General features: G+C 37.9%; 30 protein-coding genes and 1 other annotated feature. Of the genes, 29 read left to right on the top strand and 1 reads right to left on the bottom strand.

The window, feature by feature from the left end; all coding sequences use genetic code 11:
* The first annotated feature begins 8 nt into the window (after positions 1-8).
* The 18 genes from CCC31_RS00850 to CCC31_RS00765 all read left to right on the top strand — a co-directional run bounded on the left by CCC31_RS00850 (position 9) and on the right by CCC31_RS00765 (position 16,521).
* Positions 9-1,400: an FtsK/SpoIIIE domain-containing protein gene (locus CCC31_RS00850; RefSeq protein ID WP_290848931.1), complete on the top strand. Its 1,392-nt coding sequence runs from the start codon at positions 9-11 to the stop codon at positions 1,398-1,400.
* Between the two features lie 185 nt (positions 1,401-1,585).
* Entirely contained in the window at positions 1,586-2,791 is a 1,206-nt protein-coding gene (gene mobT, locus CCC31_RS00845; protein WP_207662748.1) for a MobT family relaxase, read from the top strand.
* A 3-nt stretch (positions 2,792-2,794) separates the two neighbouring features.
* The gene (locus tag CCC31_RS00840; RefSeq protein ID WP_005611092.1) at positions 2,795-2,929 is read left to right on the top strand and encodes a DUF3789 domain-containing protein; all 135 of its coding nucleotides are present in this window, start codon (positions 2,795-2,797) and stop codon (positions 2,927-2,929) included.
* Complete coding sequence (locus tag CCC31_RS00835; protein WP_004844214.1) at positions 2,926-3,147, top strand: hypothetical protein; 222 nt, start codon at positions 2,926-2,928, stop codon at positions 3,145-3,147. The genes CCC31_RS00840 and CCC31_RS00835 overlap by 4 nt, the downstream gene beginning before the upstream one ends.
* A gap of 97 nt (positions 3,148-3,244) precedes the next feature.
* The gene (locus CCC31_RS00830) at positions 3,245-3,772 is read left to right on the top strand and encodes a YcxB family protein (RefSeq protein ID WP_005334889.1); all 528 of its coding nucleotides are present in this window, start codon (positions 3,245-3,247) and stop codon (positions 3,770-3,772) included.
* Positions 3,773-3,855: 83 nt separating this feature from the next.
* Positions 3,856-4,347, top strand: coding sequence for an antirestriction protein ArdA (locus CCC31_RS00825; RefSeq protein WP_055200583.1), 492 nt, complete (start codon positions 3,856-3,858; stop codon positions 4,345-4,347).
* A 15-nt stretch (positions 4,348-4,362) separates the two neighbouring features.
* Entirely contained in the window at positions 4,363-4,758 is a 396-nt protein-coding gene (locus tag CCC31_RS00820; RefSeq protein WP_118365087.1) for a hypothetical protein, read from the top strand.
* Between the two features lie 19 nt (positions 4,759-4,777).
* Positions 4,778-5,278, top strand: a complete 501-nt coding sequence (locus CCC31_RS00815) for an antirestriction protein ArdA (protein ID WP_227408709.1) — start codon at positions 4,778-4,780, stop codon at positions 5,276-5,278.
* Positions 5,279-5,392: 114 nt separating this feature from the next.
* Positions 5,393-5,782 (top strand): conjugal transfer protein, encoded by a 390-nt coding sequence (locus tag CCC31_RS00810; protein WP_118365088.1) that lies wholly within the window; start codon positions 5,393-5,395, stop codon positions 5,780-5,782.
* A complete protein-coding gene (locus CCC31_RS00805) occupies positions 5,769-8,222 on the top strand; it encodes an ATP-binding protein (RefSeq protein WP_118632253.1) in 2,454 nt (817 codons plus the stop codon). The genes CCC31_RS00810 and CCC31_RS00805 overlap by 14 nt, the downstream gene beginning before the upstream one ends.
* Positions 8,219-10,369 (top strand): CD3337/EF1877 family mobilome membrane protein, encoded by a 2,151-nt coding sequence (locus CCC31_RS00800; protein ID WP_290848930.1) that lies wholly within the window; start codon positions 8,219-8,221, stop codon positions 10,367-10,369. The genes CCC31_RS00805 and CCC31_RS00800 overlap by 4 nt, the downstream gene beginning before the upstream one ends.
* Complete coding sequence (locus tag CCC31_RS00795) at positions 10,366-11,373, top strand: bifunctional lysozyme/C40 family peptidase (RefSeq protein WP_290848929.1); 1,008 nt, start codon at positions 10,366-10,368, stop codon at positions 11,371-11,373. The genes CCC31_RS00800 and CCC31_RS00795 overlap by 4 nt, the downstream gene beginning before the upstream one ends.
* 14 nt (positions 11,374-11,387) lie before the next feature.
* Positions 11,388-12,290 (top strand): conjugal transfer protein, encoded by a 903-nt coding sequence (locus tag CCC31_RS00790; protein ID WP_290848928.1) that lies wholly within the window; start codon positions 11,388-11,390, stop codon positions 12,288-12,290.
* Positions 12,291-12,459: 169 nt separating this feature from the next.
* A complete protein-coding gene (locus CCC31_RS00785) occupies positions 12,460-13,146 on the top strand; it encodes a response regulator transcription factor (protein ID WP_005342931.1) in 687 nt (228 codons plus the stop codon).
* Positions 13,147-13,247: 101 nt separating this feature from the next.
* A complete protein-coding gene (locus CCC31_RS00780; RefSeq protein WP_035403278.1) occupies positions 13,248-14,186 on the top strand; it encodes an ATP-binding cassette domain-containing protein in 939 nt (312 codons plus the stop codon).
* Positions 14,164-14,859 carry an ABC transporter permease gene (locus tag CCC31_RS00775; protein ID WP_290848927.1) on the top strand — a complete coding sequence of 232 codons (696 nt, stop codon included), beginning with the start codon at positions 14,164-14,166 and terminating at the stop codon, positions 14,857-14,859. The genes CCC31_RS00780 and CCC31_RS00775 overlap by 23 nt, the downstream gene beginning before the upstream one ends.
* Positions 14,860-14,874: 15 nt before the next feature.
* Positions 14,875-15,612 carry an ABC transporter permease gene (locus tag CCC31_RS00770; RefSeq protein WP_005611112.1) on the top strand — a complete coding sequence of 246 codons (738 nt, stop codon included), beginning with the start codon at positions 14,875-14,877 and terminating at the stop codon, positions 15,610-15,612.
* A 9-nt stretch (positions 15,613-15,621) separates the two neighbouring features.
* Positions 15,622-16,521: a HAMP domain-containing sensor histidine kinase gene (locus tag CCC31_RS00765; RefSeq protein WP_290848926.1), complete on the top strand. Its 900-nt coding sequence runs from the start codon at positions 15,622-15,624 to the stop codon at positions 16,519-16,521.
* 231 nt (positions 16,522-16,752) lie between these two features.
* On the opposite strand, the gene CCC31_RS00760 is transcribed toward CCC31_RS00765, so the two are convergent.
* The gene (locus CCC31_RS00760; RefSeq protein WP_005342894.1) at positions 16,753-17,112 is read right to left on the bottom strand and encodes a helix-turn-helix transcriptional regulator; all 360 of its coding nucleotides are present in this window, start codon (positions 17,110-17,112) and stop codon (positions 16,753-16,755) included.
* Positions 17,113-17,609: 497 nt separating this feature from the next.
* Here CCC31_RS00760 and CCC31_RS00755 point away from each other — a divergent pair, with 497 nt between their 5' ends.
* The 11 genes from CCC31_RS00755 to CCC31_RS00710 all read left to right on the top strand — a co-directional run bounded on the left by CCC31_RS00755 (position 17,610) and on the right by CCC31_RS00710 (position 26,142).
* Complete coding sequence (locus CCC31_RS00755; protein ID WP_117961090.1) at positions 17,610-18,041, top strand: sigma-70 family RNA polymerase sigma factor; 432 nt, start codon at positions 17,610-17,612, stop codon at positions 18,039-18,041.
* Entirely contained in the window at positions 18,031-18,270 is a 240-nt protein-coding gene (locus CCC31_RS00750; RefSeq protein ID WP_117961092.1) for a helix-turn-helix domain-containing protein, read from the top strand. Before CCC31_RS00755 ends, CCC31_RS00750 begins: the two co-directional genes overlap by 11 nt.
* Before the next feature lie 457 nt (positions 18,271-18,727).
* Complete coding sequence (locus tag CCC31_RS00745; protein ID WP_005423220.1) at positions 18,728-18,922, top strand: hypothetical protein; 195 nt, start codon at positions 18,728-18,730, stop codon at positions 18,920-18,922.
* A gap of 103 nt (positions 18,923-19,025) precedes the next feature.
* Complete coding sequence (locus CCC31_RS00740) at positions 19,026-20,243, top strand: tyrosine-type recombinase/integrase (RefSeq protein ID WP_117456825.1); 1,218 nt, start codon at positions 19,026-19,028, stop codon at positions 20,241-20,243.
* Between the two features lie 377 nt (positions 20,244-20,620).
* Positions 20,621-21,082: an Hsp20/alpha crystallin family protein gene (locus tag CCC31_RS00735; RefSeq protein ID WP_117909188.1), complete on the top strand. Its 462-nt coding sequence runs from the start codon at positions 20,621-20,623 to the stop codon at positions 21,080-21,082.
* Between the two features lie 107 nt (positions 21,083-21,189).
* On the top strand, positions 21,190-21,333 hold the full coding sequence (locus CCC31_RS12650; protein ID WP_260978325.1) for a DUF3737 family protein: 144 nt from the start codon (positions 21,190-21,192) through the stop codon (positions 21,331-21,333).
* 215 nt (positions 21,334-21,548) lie between these two features.
* Positions 21,549-22,295: a copper homeostasis protein CutC gene (locus CCC31_RS00730; RefSeq protein ID WP_290848925.1), complete on the top strand. Its 747-nt coding sequence runs from the start codon at positions 21,549-21,551 to the stop codon at positions 22,293-22,295.
* Positions 22,296-22,419: 124 nt separating this feature from the next.
* Positions 22,420-22,676 (top strand) — a binding site (T-box leader).
* Positions 22,677-22,755: 79 nt separating this feature from the next.
* Positions 22,756-24,456, top strand: a complete 1,701-nt coding sequence (locus tag CCC31_RS00725; protein WP_290848924.1) for a carbon starvation CstA family protein — start codon at positions 22,756-22,758, stop codon at positions 24,454-24,456.
* A gap of 107 nt (positions 24,457-24,563) precedes the next feature.
* Entirely contained in the window at positions 24,564-25,013 is a 450-nt protein-coding gene (locus CCC31_RS00720; protein ID WP_290848923.1) for a helix-turn-helix domain-containing protein, read from the top strand.
* Entirely contained in the window at positions 25,004-25,249 is a 246-nt protein-coding gene (locus tag CCC31_RS00715; protein WP_290848922.1) for a helix-turn-helix domain-containing protein, read from the top strand. Before CCC31_RS00720 ends, CCC31_RS00715 begins: the two co-directional genes overlap by 10 nt.
* 26 nt (positions 25,250-25,275) lie before the next feature.
* Positions 25,276-26,142, top strand: a complete 867-nt coding sequence (locus tag CCC31_RS00710; RefSeq protein ID WP_290849065.1) for an IS3 family transposase — start codon at positions 25,276-25,278, stop codon at positions 26,140-26,142.
* The last annotated feature ends 127 nt before the right edge of the window (positions 26,143-26,269 follow it).

Here is a 26,269-nt window from a genome sequence, read left to right as displayed (position 1 = left end):
GTTAGCGTATGACGTGGAAAAAGAAAGGTAACAGGATTCGTGCCAGTGACAAATCGCTGGTCTATCACTTCTGTATCGGTTGGCTGTTGCTCCTGTTCGTTGCGGTGTTCCTGCTACTGAATCTGCGACAGCTCCTTGTTATAGACTGGAAAGATTTTAACCTGCTCCATGCCGGAATTACTTGGACTGCCTACAATTCCATTACGGTTCTGATAGCGACTGGTGTTTGTGCATTGGTCGCTTTCCTCTACTACCGTTACGGATATGACCGTATCAAGCGGTTGCTACACAGACAAAAGCTGGCTCGCATGGTGCTGGAAAATAAATGGTATGAAGCGGAGAACACCAAAGACAGCGTTTTTTTCACTGACCTGCAAAGCAGATCAAGAGAAAAAATCGTGTGGTTTCCGAAAATTTATTACCATATGGAAAATGGATTGCTCCATATCCTGTGTGAAATCACAATGGGAAAATATCAAGAACAGCTTCTGTCCTTAGAGGAGAAATTGGAATCGGGGCTGTACTGTGAGCTGACTGATAAGACACTGCATGACGGCTATATCGAATACACCCTGCTCTATGATATGATAGCGAACCGTATTTCGATTGATGAAGTGATTGCCGAAAACGGCGGTCTGCGGTTAATGAAAAATCTGGTGTGGGAATATGATTCACTTCCCCATGCCCTTATCTGTGGTGGTACTGGCGGTGGAAAGACCTATTTTCTGTTGACCATCATTGAAGCCCTGCTTAGAACCAATGCGGATTTATACATTCTTGACCCGAAGAACGCTGACCTTGCAGATTTGGGAACAGTCATGGGAAATGTCTACCACACGAAAGACGATATGATTGACTGCGTCAATGCCTTTTATGAGGGCATGGTCACACGCTCAGAAGAAATGAAACTGCACCCGAACTACCGCACAGGAGAAAACTATGCTTATCTGGGGCTTGCTCCACAATTCCTTATCTTTGATGAATATGTGGCGTTTTTGGAAATGCTGACGACAAAGGAAAGCACTGCCCTGTTAAGCCAGCTAAAGAAAATCGTTATGCTCGGCAGACAGGCTGGATACTTTCTGATTGTGGCTTGCCAGCGTCCAGACGCAAAATATTTCGGAGATGGTATCAGAGATAATTTCAATTTCCGTGTGGGACTTGGTCGGCTGAGTGAACTTGGCTATGGTATGCTCTTTGGAAGTGATGTGAAAAAGCAGTTTTTCCAGAAGCAAATCAAAGGGCGTGGATACTGTGATGTAGGAACAAGTGTCATCTCGGAATTTTATACTCCCCTTGTACCCAAAAGCTATGATTTCTTGGGTACGATTGGGAAACTTGCACACATAAGGCAGGACGGACAGGTGGCGTGCGGAGCGAAAGCCACAGGTACGGACTAGCCTTGCTGGTGTGGCGGTAGCCACGCCAGCATATATTAAGCCCCTCGGTATCTAACAGAGGGGCACAAATCACAAGGAAACATACACAAAAGTTACCGATTCTTGGCTGAAATCAAGCGTTTGGTAGCTTTTTTTACTGCTGTGACATCGGATATAAAATGTCACAGTTTTTTCGTAAAGGGGGTATCGCACTGAATGATACAGAGTGGATACAGGATTTTGCAGACAGACGTTTGCAGTACGGTGTATCCCAGACGAAACTTGCGGTCATGGCTGGAATCAGCCGTGAACATTTAAGCCGTATCGAATCCGGAAAGGTGGCGGTCACAGAAGAAATGAAAGTAAAACTTTTGGAAGCTCTGGAAAAATTCAATCCAGAAGCACCGCTTACCATGCTGTTTGATTATGTGAGGATACGGTTTCCGACACTGGATATTGGACACATCATTAAGGACATCTTACAGCTCAATATCCAGTACATGATACATGAGGACTTCGGGCATTACAGCTACACGGAACACTACTACATCGGAGATATTTTCGTATATACTTCTCCCGATGAAGAAAAAGGTGTCCTGCTGGAACTGAAAGGAAAAGGCTGTCGCCAGTTTGAAAGTTATCTGCTGGCACAGGAACGGAGCTGGTATGATTTCCTTATGGACGCTCTGGTGGACGGTGGTGTGATGAAACGCCTTGACCTTGCCATCAATGACCATACAGGAATGTTGGATATTCCAGAACTGACCGAAAAATGCCGGAATGAGGAATGTGTATCGGTGTTCCGTTCCTTTAAGTCCTATGCTTCCGGCGAACTGGTCAAGCATGAGGAACAGGACAAGGCTGGTATGGGCTATACACTTTACATCGGCTCATTGAAAAGTGAGGTGTACTTCTGTGTCTATGAAAAAAGCTATGAGCAGTACATCAAACTTGGGATTCCCATTGAGGAAGCACCGATAAAAAACAGATTTGAAATACGGTTAAAAAATGAACGTGCTTATTATGCTGTCCGTGACCTGCTGACTTACTATGACGCTGAACGGACGGCATTTTCTATTATCAACCGTTATGTACGCTTTGTGGATAAGGAAGCAGACAAGAAACGGAACGACTGGAAATTATCTGTCCGCTGGGCGTGGTTCATCGGGGAAAACAGAGAGCCGTTAAAGCTCACGACCAAACCCGAACCCTACACACTGGACAGAACCCTACGCTGGATTCAACGGCAGGTTGACCCGACACTCAAAATGCTGGAAACAATCACAGCGAAAACAGGGATTGATTATCTGAAAGAAATCCGTAAATCCACGAAACTGACGGAAAAGCACTACAAGATAATCGAACAACAGACCACATCAACCGAAGATGTAATTTTAGAAAAGGAGAATTGAAAAATGCAACGATTATTATTTGACTTCCTGTTCTTCTCTTTAGGTGGAACAGTTGGCGTGATTGCCATGTGTATTTTACAGGCTGGCAGACAGTCTGACCGAAAAATGATGGAACTGAAAGGAGAAAAGAAAGCATGAATTTTGGACAGAACCTTTATAACTGGTTTTTAAGCAACGCACAGAGCCTTGTGCTGATGGCGATTGTTGTTATCGGAATCTACTTGGGATTCAAGCGTGAGTTTTCCAAACTTATCGGATTCTTGGTAGTTGCCTTAGTCGCCGTTGGTCTTGTATTCAATGCGTCCGGCGTAAAAGACGTATTGTTACAGTTATTTAATAAGATTATTGGAGCGTAAAATTAAGAATCCCACATTTTGAACACAAACTTGTGGTAATATACTAATTTGTGGTAATATACTAATATCATTAAAATGTTTAAAGGAGATTCTTATTATGGTTAGATACAGTATTGAAATCGGACAGCAAGAACAAGATATTTTAAAAGAAATCGTTTTAGCCAGTGATAAAAATGTAAAGAAACGTAAATTTGCAACAGGGTTATCGTCTGTGATGGCTGTCATAATGTTAATATATACGATTCTTTGTTTTATGAATAGTCGTATTGGATATGGTATTATTGGATTATTATTTTCGGTTTTCTTTATCTGGATTATCATAAACGGAGCTAACACATTTCAGAAAAAAGTAATAAATATTGTTCATTCAAAGATGGATAATAAATTGACTTCGGGAAAACGTGAATATTGTTTTGATACCGATGGTATTACAGTTAGTTCTGATATCGGTAACGGGACTAATCATTGGAACGCCTTTAAATGTTGGGGGATTTTCAGAAATTACATATATATCAGAACAATAAAAAATGAAATGGTTCTTGTTAATCAAAATGATTTGTCTGAAAATGATGTAAAAGAGTTAAAATCCCTTTTGAGTCAGAATTTAAAAGAAGAAACGCTTTAATATTGTTTTAGAGTTAAGCAGTCTTTCAGTTATGATCGACTGCTTTTTTCATACTCAAAATTAGAAGAAAGGACTGAATTACGATGGAAGAATGTAGCGTATTGATTGAAACGACCAAATCAGCAGAGGATAAAACCTCTCGCTGGTTTGATTTACCCATTGATTATGAGCTGTTCCGTGACCTGCTCGGTGTGGAAGCTGACAGCAAAGATTATCAAATCACAGATATGAAACTTCCTTTTGCTGGCGACATTGTAAGGACAACTTCTGTCAGACGCTTAAATAAGCTGTACTTTGCTTACACGGATTTATCGCCAGAGGTTCAGCAGGCTTATAAAGAGTTGATTCCGTATTGTGGCGGTGTTGAGGATTTATTGCAGAAGTCGGAAGAATTTCTGTTTTATCCAGAATGCCACAACATCATGGACGTTGCCCGTTACCGCTTGGAGCATAACATTGAATTTTCTGCACTATCCGAAAAGGGAAAGAAATATTTTAATCTGGAAGCCTACGCCCATGAGTTGGAAGAAAAAGGACGTTATGCTCTCTGCAACAATGGTATGTTCAAACTTTGACAGGTGGTATTGCTTATGGCAGAAATGAAAGTATTTGTTATCAATCTTGATGAACAGGAAAAAGATACAGGCTGTGCATGGTTTACACTTCCCTGCAACATAGAAGCATTAAAACAATCCATTGGCTTACCGCCGGACAGTGACCGTTATCTTATCAGTGATTATGATTTCCCTTTTGAAATCCTGCAAGATACAGACCTTGACCTGTTAAACAATATCTGCCTTGCGATTTCGGAGAGTGAAATTCCACCCGAAGATATACCTGCAATTCAAAGAGAATGGTTTCCAAACCTGCAAGAGCTGGAAGCCGGACTTTGCAATGTTACATACCATCGGAACTGTTCGGATATGGAAGAACCATCAGAACGGTTCTTGTGTGTGCATGGCAGATTTTATGAATACAAAGAGTGAAAGGAAGTGACCGCTTATGATTGATGATATGCAAGTCTATATAGCCAATCTTGGCAAGTACAATGAGGAAGAACTGGTCGGGGACTGGTTCTCTTTTCCGTTGGACGAAGAAGTGATTGCAGAACGTATCGGCTTAAATGCAGAGTACGAAGAATACGCAATCCATGATACGGACAACTTCCCGATGGAGATTAGCGAATACATTTCCATCGAAGAACTGAACCGTATCTATGAGCAGTTGGAAGAATTACCGGATTACCTGCTGGACGACTTGGACAGTTTCGTATCCTATTATGGAAGTCTGGAAGAACTGGTGGAGCATAAAGATGACATCATTCTGTATTCCGGCTGTGAAACGATGACCGATTTAGCCTACTATCTGATTGATGAAGAACAGGTACTCGGAGAAATCCCGTCCTCTTTACAGAACTATATCGACTATGAAGCCTACGGGCGTGACCTCGATATAGAGGGGACATTTATTGCGACAAACGCTGGTATCTGTGAAGTACTGCGTTAAGGGCTGGCAGATCAGCACCAACTACTGGTGCTACTGTCAGCTTTTCTCTTGGGGACAGTCTGTTAAATCCGGCTGTCCCTGTTGTTATGAAAATGAAGAAAGGAGTTACTACAAGTGAAGAAAATCCGAAGTTATACAAGTATCTGGAACGTGGAAAAGGTACTGTATGCCATCAATGATGTAAACTTGCCATTCCCCGTGACCTTTACTCAGATTACATGGTTCGTGCTGACGGAATTTATCATCATTTTGTTTGCAGACCTACCGCCACTTTCTATGATTGAGGGTGCATTTTTAAAATATTTCGGGATTCCCGTTGCTCTTACATGGTTTATGTCACAGAAAACCTTTGACGGGAAAAAGCCATACAGTTACATCAAGACGATGGTGCTGTATGCCCTGCGTCCCAAAGTGACTTATGCCGGAAAAGCCGTGAACCTGCATAAGCAGAAATTTGAGGAAATTATCACGGCAGTAAGGAGTGTGACCTATGTTCCCGATTAAATATATCGACAATAACCTTGTCTGGAATAAGGATAATGAGGTGTTCGCCTACTATGAGCTGATACCGTACAATTATTCATTCTTATCCCCAGAACAGAAATACCTTGTGCATGACAGCTTCCGTCAGCTTATCGCACAGTCCCGTGAGGGAAAGATTCATGCGTTGCAGATTGCAACTGAAAGTTCAATCCGAAGCATACAGGAACAGTCAAAGAAGCTGGTAACTGGAAAGCTCCGTGAGGTAGCAATCCAAAAGATAGACGACCAGACCGAAGCCCTTGTATCCATGATAGGCGACAATCAAGTTGATTACCGTTTCTTTCTGGGATTCAAGCTCATGGTCACAGAGGACGAAGTCAATCTGAAGAACATCAAAAAATCGGTATTTCTGACATTCCGTGAGTTTTTGAATGAGGTAAGGCATACGCTGATGAACGACTTTGTTTCTATGAGCAATGATGAAATCAACCGTTATGCGAAGATGGAAAAACTGCTGGAAAACAAAATCTCCCGTAGATTCAAAATCCGCCGACTGGAAGCCAAAGACTTTGCGTATCTGATGGAACACCTCTACGGCAGGGACGGGATAGCCTATGAAGATTATGTGTATCCTCTTCCAAAAAGAAAATTAAAAAGAGAAACACTGATTAAGTATTATGACCTTATCCGTCCTACCCGTTGCGTGGTGGAAGAAAGCCAGCGATATTTGCGTCTGGAACATGAGGACAGTGAAAGTTATGTGTCCTACTTTACGGTCAATGCCATTGTCGGGGAGCTGGACTTCCCATCATCGGAAATCTTTTATTTCCAGCAACAGCAGTTCACATTCCCTGTGGACACTTCCATGAATGTTGAGATTGTCGGGAATAAGAAAGCCTTAACCACTGTCCGTAACAAGAAAAAGGAATTAAAGGACTTGGATAATCACGCCTATCAAGCCGGAAACGAAACAAGTTCCAATGTGGTGGAAGCCTTAGACAGTGTCGATGAACTAGAAACAGATTTAGACCAGAGCAAGGAAAGTATGTATAAGTTAAGTTACGTCATACGGGTGTCTGCACCCAATCTTGACGAATTGAAACGCCGTTGTGATGAAGTCAAGGACTTTTACGATGATTTGAACGTGAAGTTGGTACGTCCTGCCGGAGATATGATGGGACTGCATGGAGAGTTTCTTCCAGCCAGCAAGCGTTATATCAATGATTATATCCAGTATGTGAAATCCGATTTTTTAGCCGGACTTGGCTTCGGTGCTACCCAGATGTTGGGCGAAAATAAAGGAATCTATATCGGATATTCCGTGGATACGGGAAGAAATGTCTACCTGCAACCATCCCTTGCCAGTCAAGGGGTAAAAGGTACGGTCACAAATGCGTTGGCTTCTGCTTTTGTGGGTTCGCTTGGCGGTGGAAAATCATTCTGTAATAACCTGCTGGTGTATTATTCCGTTCTGTTCGGTGGACAGGCAGTTATCCTAGACCCGAAAAGTGAGCGTGGAAACTGGAAAGAAACACTGCCGGAGATTGCAGAGGAAATCAACATTGTAAATCTTACCAGCGACAAGGAAAATGCAGGGCTTCTTGACCCGTTTGTAATTATGAAAGATAAAGAGGACGGAGCTACACTGGCAAAAGAAATTTTAACATTTTTAACAGGTATCTCAACCCGTGATGGAGACAAGTTCCCTGTGCTTATCAGTGCAATCAGCAAAGTATCAGAAAGTGAACAAAGAGGATTGCTAAATGTTATCACAGAATTACGGAAAGAAAATACGCCTATTTCAAACCATATCGCAAATCATATTGACAGTTTTACAAATTATGATTTTGCACACCTGCTCTTTTCAGACGGAACAGCGAAAAATACTATCAGTCTGGATAACCAGCTCAATATCATACAGGTTGCGGATTTGGTTCTGCCGGATAAAGATACTACTTTTGACGAATACACGACCATTGAATTATTGTCGGTGGCAATGTTGATTGTAATATCTACCTTTGCCTTAGACTTTATCCATTCAGACCGAAGCATTTTTAAGATTGTAGACCTTGATGAAGCATGGGCGTTCTTAAATGTGGCACAGGGTGAAACACTCTCAAATAAGCTGGTGCGTGCTGGTAGAGCCATGAACGCCGGAGTTTATTTCGTGACACAATCCTCTGGGGACGTATCGAAAGAAAGCCTAAAAAATAACATCGGTTTAAAGTTTGCGTTCCGCTCCACAGATACCAATGAAATCAAACAGACCTTAGAGTTTTTCGGACTGGACAGTGAGGACGAAAATAACCAGAAACGGTTGAGGGATTTGGAGAACGGACAATGCTTAATGCAGGATTTATACGGGCGTGTCGGCGTGGTACAGATACACCCTGTCTTTGTAGAACTGCTCCATGCCTTTGATACCAGACCGCCGATAAAAAGTGAGGTGGATTTGGAATGATGAAATCTGTCACAAAAGAAAAGGTATTCCATGTACTGAAACTGGTTCTGCTTGCCGTGACCGTCACGCTGGTACTGCTGTCCCTGCTTGGGACGGTAGCTCATGCGTCTGGACTGGTCGATGATACGGTCAATGCAGACAACCTGTATTCAAAGTATCCGCTTTCCAATTATCAGCTTGATTTCTATGTGGACAATAGCTGGTCTTGGCTTCCGTGGAACTGGCTGGACGGCATTGGAAAATCGGTGCAGTACGGGCTTTACTGTATCACAAATTTTGTCTGGACAATCAGCCTGTATCTTAGCAATGCCACAGGATATGTGGTGCAACAGGCGTATAAGCTGGACTTCATCAATGACATGGCTGACAGTATCGGGAAAAGTATCCAGACACTTGCCGGAGTGACCGAAAACGGATTTTCCAGCAGTGGATTCTATGTGGGATTCCTGCTCATTATCATTCTGATTGTAGGTGTTTATATCGCCTATACAGGGCTTCTCAAACGGGAAACAAGCAAGGCACTTCACGCTGTTATCAACTTTGTGGTGGTGTTCATTGTGTCTGCGTCCTTTATCGCTTATGCTCCTAACTATATCCAGAAAATCAATGATTTCAGTTCGGACATCAGCACCGCTTCTCTGGACTTGGGGACAAAAATCATGCTCCCCGATTCACAAAGCAAAGGGAAAGACAGCGTAGACCTTATCCGTGACAGCCTGTTTTCGATACAGGTAGAAAAACCGTGGCTGTTATTGCAGTTCGGGAACAGTGATACCGAAGAAATCGGGGCTGACCGTGTGGAAGCTCTGGTATCTGCCAGTCCGTCAGACGAAGATGGAGAAACAAGGGAAAATGTCGTCAAAACAGAGATTGAGGATAACGACAATGACAACCTTACCATTCCACAGGTCGTCAACCGTCTTGGCATGGTGTTCTTCCTGCTCATTTTCAATCTCGGTATCACAATCTTTATCTTCCTGCTTACCGGCATGATGTTATTTTCCCAGATACTATTTATCATATATGCCATGTTTTTACCTATCAGTTTTTTACTGTCCATGATACCGACCTATGAGAACATGGCGAAACAGGCAGTTGTCCGTGTTTTCAATGCCATTATGACAAGAGCCGGAATCACGCTGATTGTAACCGTAGCATTTTCGATTTCCAGTATGTTCTACAACATTTCCACGGACTATCCGTTCTTCATGGTGGCGTTTTTGCAGATAATCTGCTTTGCCGGAATCTATATGAAGCTCGGAGAACTAATGAGTATGTTCAGCCTTAATGCCAATGACAGCCAGCAGATAGGTCGCCGGATATTTCGTAGACCGATGGTATTCATGCGACATCGGGCAAGACGTATGGAACGCCGACTTGCAAGGGCTGTGGGTACAGGAAGTATGGTCGGAGCTGGAGCTGGTGCAGTCGCTGGTTCTGCTTATAATCACTCTCGTTCTACACATAAAAATACGCCAGCCAGACCACAAAGGAATAATGATATTTCCGTGGGAAGCCGTGTCGGTTCTGCGGTAGGTGCTGTAATGGATACAAAAAATAAAGTCCGTGACGGTGCTTCCTCTCTGAAAGAAAATGTGAAAGACTTGCCGACACAGGCTGGTTATGCTGTCCACTCTGCCAAACAGAAAGCAAAGGATAACGTATCTGACTTTAAGCGTGGCGTTGTGGAAGAACGGGAAAACCGACAGGAACAGCGTACACAGAAACGCAATCTGCACAGGGAAAATATCTCACAGAAAAAGCAGGAATTACAGAAAGCACAGGGAGCAAGGCAGACAGTTCATGCGAATGGATCAGCGACAGCCGGAGCTACCAGAAGCCATGAACGCCCTGTTGCCACACCTGTTCCAAAACCAGCACAGAACGATACGGTCAAAACGCTGGATATGAAACGTCCTGTTACTTCTCCTGTGATAAAAAATGCAGAAGTCAAGGCTGGAAAAGAAACTGTCCGAACCAATATCAGACAGGAACAACAGGTCAAATCGGTTGCCAGAAAGAACCAGACAAACGTAGCGGAATCCATCAGCAATCATAAGAAATCTATGGTACAGAAAACACAGGTCAATGGGAAATCTGCCCGTAAGACTGTTACGAAACAATCAGAGAAAGGACGGAAGAAATGAGATTAAAACGTATCCTTATCATAGGTACGATATTTCCTGTCCTTTTCTCTATTGTCCTCTTTTTCGGGATATTGATTTCCGGCGAAGATGACGACAGTTCCAACAGCTATTCGCCTGTCTACTCTGGCATGAATCTGTCAGCCGATGTCCTCAAACATCAGCCGATGGTAGAAAAATATGCCAGAGAAAACGGTATCTCGGAGTATGTGAACGTCCTGCTTGCCATCATACAGGTAGAAAGTGGCGGTACGGCTACCGATGTTATGCAGTCCAGTGAAAGTCTGGGACTACCGCCAAACTCATTAAGTACAGAAAAATCCATTAAGCAGGGGTGTAAATATTTTGCGTCCCTGCTTTCTTCCTGTAAAGCCAAAGGTATGAATGACATTAACGTGGTCATTCAATCTTATAACTATGGTGGTGGCTATGCAGACTATGTGGCGAAGAACGGGAAAAAGCACAGCTTTAACCTTGCAGAGAATTTCGCAAAGAATAAATCCGGCGGTACAAAAGTGACCTATACGAACCCGATATCAGTCAGTAAAAATGGTGGCTGGCGTTATAACTACGGGAATATGTTTTATGTGGAGCTGGTCAACCAATATCTGACCGTGAAGCAGTTCAGCAACGAAACGGTACAGGCGGTTATGAATGAAGCATTGAAATATCAAGGTTGGAAATATGTCTATGGTGGCAGTAATCCGAACACCTCTTTTGACTGTTCTGGTCTTACCCAGTGGTGCTACGGAAAAGCCGGAATCAGCCTGCCACGAACCGCACAGGCACAGTATGACGCAACCCAGCATATCCCATTGTCACAGGCACAGGCTGGCGATTTGGTCTTTTTCCATTCTACTTACAATACCAGTGACTATGTTACACATGTAGGAATCTATGTAGGAAACAATCAGATGTATCATGCCGGAAATCCAATTGGCTATACTGATTTGACCTCTGCCTACTGGCAACAGCACATCATTTGTGCTGGAAGAATCAAACAATAGAAAGGACTTGAAATATGTTTAAGAAGAAAGAAAAAACAGAGAAAGCACCTAAGAATAAGAAAGTGCGTACCATGAAAGTCGGGACACATAAGAAATCTGTCCTGCTGTTGTGGGCGGTGCTTCTGGCAAGCACCAGTTTTGGTGTGTATAAGAACTTTACTGCCATTGACACCCACACGGTACATGAAAAAGAAATCATTCAGCTAAGATTGAACGATACCAACGCTATTGAGAATTTCGTCAAGAACTTTGCGAAAGCCTACTACTCATGGGATACCAGCAAGGAAGCCATTGAAGCAAGGACAACAGAAATCAGTAAATACCTTACCAAAGAATTGCAGGACTTGAACGCCGATACCATCAGAACGGACATACCAACCAGTGCTACTGTTACAAATGTGCTGGTCTGGAATGTAGAACAGTCTGGAACGGACGATTTTACCGTTGCCTACGAAGTAGATCAGCAGGTAAAAGAGGGAGAACAGACACAGGCAGTCACAGAAAATTACACTGTAACCGTTCATGTGGATAAGGACGGTGCAATGGTCATTACCCAGAATCCTACCCTTGCTCCGGCAATGCAGAAATCAAAGTATGAACCGAAAGCACAGGAAGCCGATGTCAGTGTCAGCTCCGATTCAGTCAAAGACGCTACCGCTTTCTTGGAAACATTCTTTAAGCTGTACCCGACAGCTACGGAAAAGGAACTTGCCTACTATGTCAAAGACGGTGTGCTTGCTCCTGTATCCGGCGACTATGTATTTTCAGAACTGGTAAACCCTGTCTTTACCAAAGACGGCGATAATCTTAATGTCAGTGTGTCTGTGAAATATCTGGATAACAAGTCGAAAATGACACAAATTTCGCAGTATGAGCTTGTGCTTCATAAGGACGATAACTGGAAGATTGTAGAATAAATATTACAGCAGAATAGTATGGTAATTGTTTATCCAATCTATACTATTCTGCTTACAATTAGATTGACAAAATAAGAATCCCTCTCATATAATTGGTTGCAATGGTATTGAGGAAATACAACCTTAAATGTATAATGGGAAAGTAGCATTGCAGGAATGAGGTAGGCTAATGAATAAAATATTGATTATTGAAGATGATTTAGAAATAAATGCGTTATTGGCTGATTTTCTAAAAGAAAAAGGATATGCTGTGCATTGCCAATATGATGGACTTCATGTTCTGGATTTTTTGAATAAAGAAAAAATTGATTTGATTATACTTGATATTATGCTTCCTTATCGGAGTGGTGATATTATTTTATCTGATGTACGCAAGAAATTTACGATACCTGTTATTATTATTTCAGCGAAAGAAACTACACAAAATAAAATCGACTTGCTTCGTCTGGGAGCAGACGATTATATCACAAAACCTTTTGATATGGAAGAAGTGCTTGCCAGAATTGAAAGTAATCTGCGAAGAGTACAATTTCAAAATAGCCAGACAGAATGTTTGCAATATAACAATCTGACTTTAGACCTAGAGAAAAATACAGCATTTTTGAATGGAATAGAATTATCCTTAACCGCTAAAGAATTTGGCATTTTAGAATTGTTGATGAAATATCCAGATAAAGTATTTTCAAAATCGAATCTTTTTCAAAGTGTTTGGGATACAGAATATATTGCTGAAGATAATACACTTAATGTTCATATCAGTAATTTACGCAATAAATTAAAAGCGATATGCTCTGATACAGAATTTATTGATACTGTTTGGGGCATTGGCTACCGCCTACATAAAGCTAAGGATTAAACGTTCCTTAGCTTTATTATTTTTTTAACTTTTCTCATTACGATTTAAGAAATTCTTTAAAATTGCCCGTTATACTGGTTTAAGTAAAGGAGGTTTGGGATATGAGTTCAATTATTTTAGAAGCAAAGTCTTTAACCAAAGAATATAAACAAACATTAGCATTAGACCACATAAATTTACAAATAAAAAAAGGAAAAATTTATGGATTTATTGGTCAAAACGGAGCAGGTAAGACTACTTTTTTAAGATTAGTCACAGGGCTTGCGTTTCCAACAAGTGGTACACTTTCTTTATGGGGAAATTCTGGAACAGAAGAATTGCAGAAACAGCGTAAACGAATTGGAAGTATGATTGAAACGCCTGCCCTATTCCCGTCAATGACTGCCTATCAAAATATGGAAGTACAGCGTATTCAACGCGGCATACCAGATAAATCAGTTATTAAAAGGACATTAGATATGGTTGGATTGCAAGATACAGGTAAAAAGAGTGTCCGCAATTTTTCATTAGGTATGCGTCAACGATTGGGGATAGCGATTGCACTTTTAAATACACCAGAACTATTGATTTTAGACGAACCTATCAATGGTCTTGACCCTGCTGGAATTGTAGAAATTAGAAATTTATTAAAAATTTTGAATAAAGAATATGGTATGACCATTTTGGTTTCAAGCCATATCTTAGAAGAATTGTATCAAACAGCATCAGAATTTATTCTGATTGACCATGGAAAAATTATAGAAGAGATTTCTGATTATGAATTAAATGAACGGTGTAAACGACATATAGCAATTAAAACAACAGATGTTCAGAAAACGGTTCTGGTTTTGGAAGAGAATCTTCATACAGATAACTTTAAACTAATGCCAGATGGCATAATTCGTTTGTATGATTATTTGAATGATTTAGAGACAGTTGCGTCTGCTTTGGCAGAATCGCACATTCTTGTAACAGGACTTTCTGTATCTGGCGATACTTTGGAGGACTATTTTTTGAGCAAAATAGGAGGAACAAAAGATGTCAAATCTCCTAAAAACTGAGTTATATAAGTTGTTTCACAGTTGGTATTTTTGGGAAATTGGAATATTCAATCTCCTTTTAAGTAGCATATTGCTGTTAGATAGTAAAGAACGCTCTTCAAACTTAATTATGGCATCATTATACAATATTCCGTTACTCTATTTTTTGAGTATAGTGTTTATAGCATTGTTCATTGGAAGTGATTTTAGTGGAAGAACTTTAAATACTTATATTACTGCCGGACATAAAAGAAGTTCTATATTTAGAGTAAAGTTAATTGTATCTCAAATAGGTTGTATTATCATTCTGGTATTTCCATTATTTGTACATGGAATTATTAGTCAATTTTATATTGGAGAAAAACTTTTTTGGAATGATAGCACATATACTATGGTTTTACTAACTCTGTTTGCCATGATAACACTGTGTGCATTACCGATATTTTTTGCTTTTATTTTTCGTGATATGGGGAAAACACTGACAGTTTCAATGGTTTTATTTTTTGTTATGATTTTTTTGCTGAACGGTGAATCTGCACAAATAATCAGCAGAATAATACCAATGGGACAACTTAGGTTAATTTCATTGCAAAAGGTCTATTCGACAAACTTTTGCTTGCTTGTAGATTTTTTATGGAATTTTATTTTATATTTCATTGCAGGTAGTGTTTTTTTACATACAGACTTGAAATAACCGGAGGTGTTTTTTATGGATAAATTATTAAAACTGGAAAAATATCAGTTGTTACATAATTCTATTTACTGGTGTGGTATGATTGGAATATTTATTTTAGGATTTTTTACAGCAGATACTTATGTTACAGAGGTCATGGGATCGACAGAAGAAATTGCTTCTTCTCTTGCTGATATTTTTAATGGAATGGTGTATGATTCTACGTTTCTTCTTATCATCATGTCGGCTATACTTGCATTGATTTTAGGACAGGAATTTTCTAAGAGAACAATAAACTTAGAGGTCAGTGCTGGACATTCCAGAAAACAAATTTTTACAAGTAAAATAATATCGTATTTAATTGCTTTTAATCTTATGGCTCTTGTCTATCCAGTTTCAGGGTGCATAAGGGAATTTGGACGCTTTGGTGTTGCAGACGTGGGAATGTTTTTTTACAATATTATAAAAGCAATCATTTATTCTTGTCTGCTTAATAGTGCGATATTTCTAATTGCAATACTTATTTGTTGCTATTTACAGGATGCTGTAAAAGCAACTTCGGTTACAGTAATTATTATTTTTGGTCTTAGCTTATATCTTGGCTATGGAATGATGTTGAGATTACCAGTCGGTTTTTTACCTACTTATCAAATCAGAATCGTTGTCAGCATGAAAACCTTTTTTCAACCGATAGCTATTTTAGTAGGATGTATATGGTCTGGTATATTGGTATTGCTTTCGTGGATAAAATTTTGTAAATGTGATTTTAAATAGGTGGAGAAAATGTCTAACATAGAATGGATTTTAATTATCATAACAATATTTTTAGTAATACTGCTATTTCGATATATTCAATTAAAAAAACAAATCCGTAATCTTGCGGATCAAGTTAATGAATTGAATTCTGGAAATTCACAGCAGATGTTAGACATTTCGTTGATTGATAAAGATTTAGAAAGACTGGCTGGTATATTGAATCAATATAATATCAGACAACGACAGGCTGTTGCAGGCGTATTACGCAATGAAGAGTATTTAAAAGAATCTGTTGCTAATATATCACATGATTTGCGTACACCTCTTACAGTCATTCTTGGTCATTTACAATTATTGCAAAAAGAAAATTTGGAATCCAGTCAAGCACAGCGTGTAAAAGTGATTTTTAGCAAAGCCGAAAAAATGAAAGAATTGGTAGAAACATTCTATGACCTTTCTATTTTGGAGGAACATCAGACAGTTCCAGAAAAAGAAAAGTTTAATATATCTAATATGTTAATAAATTTAATTACGGAAAATGCCGTTGCATTAGAAAAGGAGAATATTTTACCCGAAATAAATCTCCCAGATTATTCAATATACGTATATTCTGATAAAAATATGGTAGAACGAATTTTACAAAATCTGTTGACAAATGCAATTAAGTATTCTGTTGGAACGATAAAAATAACACTTATGGAGAAAGAAAATAATAATATTATATTTACCATTGAAAATCCAATGAGTGACAGTTCAGAAATTGATTGCAATCGACTTTTTGACCGTTTTTATACAGGCGATAAATCAAGACATAATGGAAGTACAGGATTGGGACTTGCGGTAGTAAAAACACTTGTTGCCATTCTTGGCGGAAATATTGTTGCAAAAGTACATGCCAATAGCCTTATTATTACTCTTGAATTATAAAGTATTGAAGATATATTCGTATGATAATTCATTGAAGAGTGGACATCAAAATGTAAAGTCAATAGTTTGTAAAGTCCAGTTACAAACTATTGGCTTTTTTCATTACTGTGTAACAAGTAAATTTACGATAAAGAAATAAGGATAGTCGGCTCTTATTTGTTGCCTGCGGAGCAGATCAACAAATAAATGTTGAAGAATCTGTATAGGAAAACAGAGAAAACAAGAAGCAAATCACTTCTTATTCTCTCTGCTGTTCAAGATACCGTCAATCGTACCTTGAATGATTTTTAATTCATTATCACTCAATAAATCAAGTGACGAATCTATCTGACGGCGGGCTGTGTTTTTCTCAACATTCTTCGCTGGATAGAAATACTCGTCAACAGATATATTGAACATTGTAACTAAATCATGGAATAACTGAAAGCTAGGGTGTTTTCCGATATTTTCAATATCTGCGATATGACGTTCTCCGTAAAAGACTTTATCGCCTAAATCATTTCTGGAAAGCCCTGCTTTCTCTCTGGCTTCTCTGATTGCCAGTCCTAAAGGACGAAAATCAAAGCTGTGTGTATCTTTCTTTTTTCTCATTTTTAATCACCTAGCATGAGTTTATACTTCATGTTGTGCGATTAGAATGTATTAAAAACTCATATTATATGCACTATAAATTCAAATAAAGTATTACCTAGTTCGGTAAATAAAAAAAACCGTTCTGTGGGTAATCTCTTTTATAATGTCCAAAAATATAGGGACGGTTTTGGTATAACCAGAGCTGTCCTGTTTCTATTTTCACAGGATTGCTCTGGTCAAGGAGCAATTTGTGATTCTAAGTAAAACAGGCAGTCTATACCAACAACCGAATTTATTCCGTTTTTTTCTCAGTACATCATCAGTCCTTGAACATGAATTAAAAACTCATATATCAGATGTTTTAAAAACAGTCTATTTGTTATTGATGCAAATAGGCTGTTTTCATATTTACAAAAAATTTTTTCAATCCTGCAACAAATCACACCCTGCCGTACAGATATGGTGCGGAAAGAGGGATACATACTTTTCACTTTATAGAGAAAGGGGGTGTGATTTTGAAACCATCAGACTTCCAAAAGACAATACAGTGTCAGTTTGATTGTAAGCTCAAAAAGGTTGTGAAAGGCATTGTCCGTAACTACCGCAAGGAATTAGCCAGACGACAGGCAAAGGAAGTATCCTTTTGTGAGCTTCCAGAGATTGTTGTTGAGAAATTGATTGTATGGGACGATTACGAAAGTGAATATACAACATTCGATGTGTGCGGTACAGAAATCCGTGTACTTGACGAAGAACTTGCAGAAGCACTGAAACAGTTGCCGGAGCAGAGCCGGAACATTGTATTGATGTTTTTTTTCTTGGATATGAGCGATTCGGAAATAGGCGAAAAGCTGAACATCAACCGAAGCACATCATACAGGCACAGAAGAAATTCACTTGAAGAAATAAAAAAGCAGTTAAAGGAGAAGAAAACAAATGAAAAATAAGCAACACACACTTCCATCATTTTTTCTCATATCATCAGCCGTGGACGGTAACGAAACTGCCATAGAAAAGCTGTTGCTGTTCTATGAAGCCTACATATCAAAATGCTGTTTACGCCCATTTTACGATGAATATGGCAACGTATACATTGTGGTTGATATGGAATTAAAGGGACGTATCAGAGAAGCCCTTTTGAAAATGATATGTGAATTTGAAATAGACGAACATTAAGTAATAATTGAGCGGAGCATGATTTAACAAACTCCCCTCTTTCCTGTTCCGCTTTTTCTTATCATTCTGTATCAGTCCATTTGTAAAAATGAATTGATACAGGCTGACAAGAGCCTAACAGTTCTTTGACAAGTGAATAAAGCAGTCAGATACGTTTGTGCTTGCAGTGAGCCATCAGAGGTTGTACGCCGTGACTTTTCCAATCGGGAGATAGCGATTCATGCAATGATCTGGGAGCGACCGTTGGAAAAGTCGTTCTGCCATGACCTGCAACACAGAATAATGATACACCCGTATGACACGGTTCAGCCCACAGGAATGGGAATGGTTGAGATACTAGCGGAGCTTGCCGAAGCCGTCTGATTGCTTGTAAAAAGCACATGGTAAAGGAGAGTGATACTTTTACGGGTGTGCAGAAAATGACGATAATACAGGTCGGTAAAAGGAGGGCTGACAGATGAACAAAACAAAAGAAAGACCAACCTCACAGCCGATAACGGTAAATATAGATAAATTGTCTGCAATGTTATCTTGTGGTCATGCTACTGCAAGAAAGATTGGAGAACAGGCAGGAGCAAAAATTGTGATTGGACGTAGGGTTCTTTATTCGGTAGAAAAAGTCAAAAATTACCTCTCATATCTGGAAGAATAACACCCTTTTTCATTTATGTTTCTTGTGATATATGGTACAATATTTATGGACATAACCACGTCATGAGAACAAAAGGGGGCTATTACAGAAAGGAATGTTTCTCATGGCAAATAGCAGAAAAGACCATAAAGGAAGAAAATTAAGAGAGGGCGAAAGCTGGCGTAAAGATGGTAGATATAGTTACCGTTATACAGATATAAGAAGTGGAAAACGTCTGACAGTATATGCAAAGGATTTACCGGAATTAAGGGAAAAGGAAAAGCAGATTGCAAAAGACTTGGAAGATAACATTTTAACTGATGGAGCAATCAAAAAACTTACTCTTAATAAATTGTTTGAAAGGTATATGTCCACTAGGGAGCTGAAAGAATCTACTAGAGCAAATTATCTGAAAACATGGGAGAATCGTGTCAAAGACGAAATTGGAAACATCAAGGTTGTTCAGATTTTACCATCACACATCAAATCGTTTTACTCAAAACTTTCTAAAGCAGGATACGCATATTCTACAATAAAATTTATTAACAATATGATTTATCCGGCACTGGAAATGGCTGTTGATGATGATATTATCCGCAAGAATCCGGCAAAGTTTTCTATCAGTGATTATGGTAGACAGGCAGAAGAACGTATTGCCTTAACAGTTTTACAACAGGAAAAAATGCTGGAATTTGTGAAAAATAATCAAGTATACAACACCTACTATCCAATGCTCAGAATCATGTTAGGAACTGGTGTAAGGTGCGGAGAACTGATTGGATTGACTTGGGAAGATGTAGATGTCAGAACAAAAGCGGTAAGTATTGACCATCAGTTGATTTATAAAGATTTAGGAGATGGCTATAAATTCCATATTTCCACGCCAAAGACGGATTCTGGAATCCGAACTATCCCTATGACATCAGATGTACAAAGAGCATTTGAAGAACAAAAGAAATTAAACTTTATGCTTCAAAAAGGAAAAGATGTTGAGATAGACGGTTATAAAGGATTCATTTTCATGGCAAAGTCCGGCAGACCGCTCATGCCTAGTGCAATAAACAATATCTTATATAATATTGTAGACGCATATAACAAAAAAGAAGTTCAAATTGCAAAGACTGAACATAGAAATGCTGAATTGTTACCAACGGTATCCGCTCACATTATGCGACATACGGCTTGTACCAGAATGGCAGAAAAGAGGATAGACGTAAAAGTTCTTCAATATATTATGGGACACGCCCACATAGATGTAACAATGGACGTATATAACCATGTAAGTGAGATGTCCAGAATTGAGAGTGAAATCACAAGGCTGGAAAGCGTAGCAATTAGTTGACACCAAAAATAAAAAAATTGGTGTCAAAATGGTGTCAAATCAAGAAAAAGTGATGATTATAAGGAAAAAAAGTGTTGCAAACCCCGTAAAATCAAGGTTTGCAAAAAAAATCTCAAAAAATTAGCACTCACCTCTTGACAGTGCTAATAAAACGAGTTATAACGTAATCAGAACAAAGGAAGAGAGTTAAAAGATAAGGATTTAAAGATTGATGAATGATAATTCAAGTAATTTTTTTTAGTGAATGATGATTCAGCAATCAGTAAAAATCCAAGTGTTTAACGAAAACCTTAGTTTACAATATAAAAACTACACCTCGGATTTCTCCGATAGTGCAAATATAATTTTTATATCTGATTTGAAAGGAGATATGACTTATGATGATGCCTAGTATTTTTGGAGAAAACTTATTTGATGATTTTATGAATGATTTTACAGATGATTTTGCATTCCCGGCATTTGCTGATGCAGGAAAAGAGTTGTATGGTAAACATGCAAAGAATTTGATGAAAACAGATGTAAAAGATACTGAAAACGGATATGAGGTAGATATAGACCTTCCGGGATTTAAGAAGGATGAAATCCAGATGAAACTGGAAGATGGTATGTTAACAATCAGCGCCGCTAAAGGTCTTGATAAGGATGAGAAAGATAAGAAGGGTAAATATGTAAGACGTGAACGTTATGCAGGAAGCTTGAGCAGAAGCTTTTATGTAGGTGATAACGTAACAGTCGAAGATATTCATCCTAAATATGAAAATGGTATTTTATCATTTAATGTTCCAAAAGAACAGGAGAAGATAGAACCAAAAAGTAAATACATTGCTATCGAAGGATAAAATAGCATAAGATGAATCATCAGATGATGATTTGAATAAAACTCCCTTTGCCGATGCGTGAAGGGAGTTTTTATATGCCATAAATTAGTTATACGTAGAGTGAAAATATTAAACTTTCAAATAGTAGCTTTCAATGGAAATATCCATTATGGTATAGCAAAAATATTAATGCAAAAGGCGATTATTTTGCAATGAACAGTAAAAATATGAAAATAAATGATTTCAATTTAATAGAAGAGTATGTAAGATAATATAGTTTATATCGAATAATATGGAAGAAATTAGGATAAACATTTAGAAGCGTAATTATTTAAATACGCATAGTATATATGCTGTCTTTTATGTATAATAGATATATTGACGAAGATGTAAAACTTAAGGAATACAAAAATTGTTCCGTTTTGATAACTGTTTTTAATAATAGTCATGAATAAAAATAAATATATTATAAAAAGAGGAAAAAAGAATGAATCACTATGTGTTAGAAGTATGCGTGGATTCTGTAGAATCAGCTATTGCGGCAACTAATGGAGGGGCAACCAGAATTGAATTATGTTCAAATATTATTATAGGAGGAACAACGCCTGATTTAGAGTTATTTAAAATAATAAGAAATAAAATTCAAATTCCAATAAATGTTATGATAAGACCAAGATTTGGAGATTTTTGCTATACAGAATCGGAATTTGAGATAATGTGCAGACAAAGTGAAAAATTTGCAAGAGAAGGAGCAAATGCCATTGTTATAGGTTGTCTTAATCCTGATGGAAGTTTGAATGAGGCATATATGAAGGAAATTATGAATATGGCAACAGGATGCAGAGTTACTCTTCATAGAGCATATGATATGTGCAAAAATCCATTTGAAGCATTTGAGACCGCTAGAAAATTAGGTGTAGATACAATATTGACTTCAGGACAAAAAAATAGTTGTATTGAAGGTGTAAAGTTAATTAAAAAACTAGTTGAAAGATCAAGTGGTATAGAGATTTTAGTTGGTGCAGGTGTAAATTCAGATAATATTAAGGAAATAGCTAAAATAACCGGGGCAAAAAGCTTTCATATGACAGGTAAGGTTGTAGAAAACAGCAAAATGGAATATCGAAATGATGATGTTAATATGGGAATTCCCGGGTTAAGTGAATATGAAATTTATAGAACAGACGAAAAAAATATAAGAAAAACAGCTGAAATGTTAAAATTATTAAAATAATGCTTAATATAATTATACAAATAATTTGGACATAGTTTAAATAATTAAATTGTAGAAAAATAATAAATTTATTGTTGCATGATTTAATAATAAGTGATAAAACAGAACTTGTAAAAAGTAATAGTTAGTTGCGTAGAAAGGGATACATTACAATAAAGTGTCTTGATTACAGAGAACCGAGGTAGCTGAGAATCGGAAGAAAAGAATTGTTGTAACATCACCCTGGAGCATCTCTCCCAAAACTTAACATAGTGAGTAGGCAGAGACGTAGTCTTCACGTTACAGAAGAAGCTGTTGGATGTGACAGTGATAAGTGGTTTTAATTAGTGATAATTATTTCAAACAAAGTGGTACCACGAAATTGATATTTTCGCCTTTGTTGTCGTAAGACAATGAAGGCTTTTTCTTTTGTAATAAAAGAATAAACTAGCTAAATAATAACAAAAGAGAGGTAATACAAATGAATGGAATCTTAATGATGGTAATTGCGATTGTAGTACTTGGAGGAGCGTATCTTCTTTATGGTCGTTACCTTCAAAACAAATGGGGCATTGACCCTAATGCAAAAACTCCGGCATATGAACTTGAAGATGGAGTTGATTATGTACCGGCTGATACGAATGTAGTATTCGGACATCAGTTTGCGTCAATAGCAGGTGCCGGTCCTATTAATGGACCTATTCAGGCAGCAGTTTTTGGCTGGCTTCCTGTTTTATTATGGTTGCTTGTAGGTGGTGTGTTCTTCGGAGCTGTTCAGGATTTTGCATCAATGTATGCATCAGTTAAAAACAAAGGTCGTACAATTGGTTACATAATTGAAGAATATATTGGAAAATTAGGAAAGAAATTATTTTTACTTTTCTGTTGGTTATTCTGTATTTTAGTAGTTGCAGCATTTGCAGATGTTGTAGCCGGAACATTTAACGGATTTACAGTACCTGAAGTTGCAGGACAGGCAGTAGAAAAAATCTCAGCAAACGGTGCAGTAGCAATGACTTCAATTTTATTTATTTTTGAAGCAGTAGCACTTGGAATGATTTTAAAATATGCAAAATTAAATAAATGGGTAAATACAGTAATAGCAATTGCAATGTTAGTAGTAGCAGTAGTAATTGGTTTAAACTTCCCTGTTTATTTAACAAGAGAAACATGGCATCTTTTTATATTCGCTTATATATTTATTGCCAGTGTAGTTCCTGTATGGGCATTATTGCAGCCTAGAGATTATTTAAACAGTTATTTATTAATTTTTATGATTGTAGGTGCAGTTGTAGGTATATTTGTTTCAAATCCTTCATGTAACTTACAGGCATTTACAAGTTTCAACGTAGATGGACAGTATATGTTCCCAATTTTATTTGTAACAATAGCATGTGGAGCCGTATCAGGTTTCCATTCACTTGTTTCATCAGGAACAGCTTCAAAGCAAATTAAAAATGAAAAGAATATGTTACCTGTATCATTTGGTGCAATGCTTATGGAAAGTATGCTTGGTGTAATCGCATTAATCGCAGTTGCTTCATTTGCAAAAGGAGAAGCAGCAGCACAGGGCTTAACAACACAGCCACAGATTTTTGCAGGTGCAATTGCAAACTTCTTATCAGCAGTTGGTTTACCACATAATTTAGTATTTACATTAATTAACCTTGCTGTTTCAGCTTTTGCTTTAACATCACTTGACTCAGTTGCAAGAATTGGTCGTCTTTCATTCCAGGAATTCTTCTTAGATGAAGGAGTAACTGATGATAATATGACACCATTCCAGAAGGTAGTAACAAATAAGTATTTTGCTACAGTTATTACATTAGTTCTTGCATTCTTACTTGCAAAAGTTGGTTATGCAGAGATTTGGCCATTATTTGGTTCAGCAAACCAGTTGTTATCAGTACTTGCTTTAGTAGCTTGTGCAGTATTCTTAAAGAAAACAAAACGTCAGGGTTGGATGTTATGGGTACCAATGTTCTTTATGATGGCAGTTACATTTACAGCCCTTGGAATGACAATTTACAAATTAAGTGGAGCATTTGCTACAACAGGATTATCACTTGGAAATACATTACAGTTAATCTTTGCAGTATTACTTTTAATCCTTGGTGTAATTGTTGCCGTACAGGGTGTAAAGAAGTTATTTGAAAAAAATGAAGAAAAAGAAGTTGCATAAAATCAGACGGAAGTAATTTATAAAGACTGTCGTATTAAAATGATAGAATGATATGCTACCCTCATATAGGACAATAAAATATAAAAGTCCTATATGGGGGTATTTTTATGTCCAGAAAAAGCAAAATAGATCCAATAGTAAAAGTAAAAATAGTTGAGCAATATCTTGATGGAGAGATTGGACTGAGTCAGGCAAGTAAAAAACTTGGAGTTGCCTTCCAAAGTATTAGAAAATGGATTTCTATATACCAATGCAATGGACCAGCAGGTTTACTTAATCAGCCCAAAAACAAGAGTTACTCAAAAACACTAAAAATATCTGCGGTAAATGATTATCTTAATGGAGCAGGTTCTCTTGATGATATTTGCTCAAAATATGGAATCCGTTCACATACACAACTTTTAAAGTGGATTAAGGTGTATAATTCTGGTGGAATATTAAAAACATCCACTGGAGGTGCTTGCATGAAAAAAGCAAAATCAACGACTCTTGATGAGCGATTAAAAATAGTTATGGAATGCCTGCAAATGATAAGAATTATGGAGCAATGGCTTTAAAATATCAATGTTCTTATCAACAAGTTCGTAACTGGGTAAAACGGTACGAAAAAATGGGAAGTAAAGGTCTGGAAGACCGCCGTGGTAGACGAGTCGGATCATTACCAAGTCGTACACCTGAGGAAGAATTACGTGATAGAATCGCTGAACTCGAAAGAAAAAATCTTGATTTACAAATGGAAAATAATCTGTTAAAAAAAGTCAGAGAACTGGAAAGGAGGGACCGTTATCTTTAGTTCACCGTTTAGCTGCATATAAGGCAATCAAAGAATTATCCTCTGACAAGAGATATCCTATAGATAAACTTTGTAAGTATCTTAATATTACACGCTCTGCATACTATAACTGGCTAAAGCATCCGAAAAGCAATAATGAATTGCAGAATGAAACGTTATCTGTTGAAATTCAAAAGATACATAAAGAACATCCGGATATGGGATATCGTAGAATCCGAGATGAATTAGATGGACACAAAGGAATTCATGTGAATGATAAACGAGTTCTCCGCATCTGTAGAAAATATGATATAAAGTCAAATATTAAATGGAAACCCAAAAGCTGTACCAGAGGAGACCGGAATCCCAATCACATTGCAAAAAACTATTTGCATCGAGATTTTCATGCGGATAAGCCGAACGAGAAATGGCTCACTGATGTGTCCGAGTTTAAATATTACATTGGAAATGAAGTTCACAAGATATATTTGAGTGCCATTTTAGATTTATACGATCGAAGAATTGTAACTTTTAAAATAAGTGACCATAATGATAATCCATTAGTTATGGATACTTTTGATGAAGCAGTTCGCTTGGAACCTGATGCACATCCACTCTTCCACTCTGATCGTGGATTTCAATATACAAGTGCGCAGTTCCGTACCAGATTAAAGAAACATCATATGAAACAAAGCATGTCAAGAGTCGCCCATTGTATTGATAATGGACCGATGGAAGGATTTTGGGGGATTCTAAAGCGAGAGATGTATTACTGCCAACATTTCAATGATAGAACTGCCTTAATTGCAGCTATAACCGATTACATTAATTACTACAATAACCAACGATTACAAAGAAAGTTAAATGTGATGACACCAATGGAATATCATAATCAATATATAAAAGTAGCTTAAAAATATCGCCAGCCGTAAATCGGCTGACGATACAAAAATTTATTATTTTTTATTGTCCTATTGACAGGTAGCACACCATTTCTTTTAATTTCTTGCCAATAGAATCGAAATCAATATCCTTCATGAA

Source organism: Eubacterium sp. LMAG:50, from assembly GCF_008680265.1.
GTDB classification, from domain to species: Bacteria; Bacillota; Clostridia; order Lachnospirales; family Lachnospiraceae; genus Eubacterium_U; species Eubacterium_U album.
This window is presented reverse-complemented; position numbering and strand designations above follow the sequence as displayed.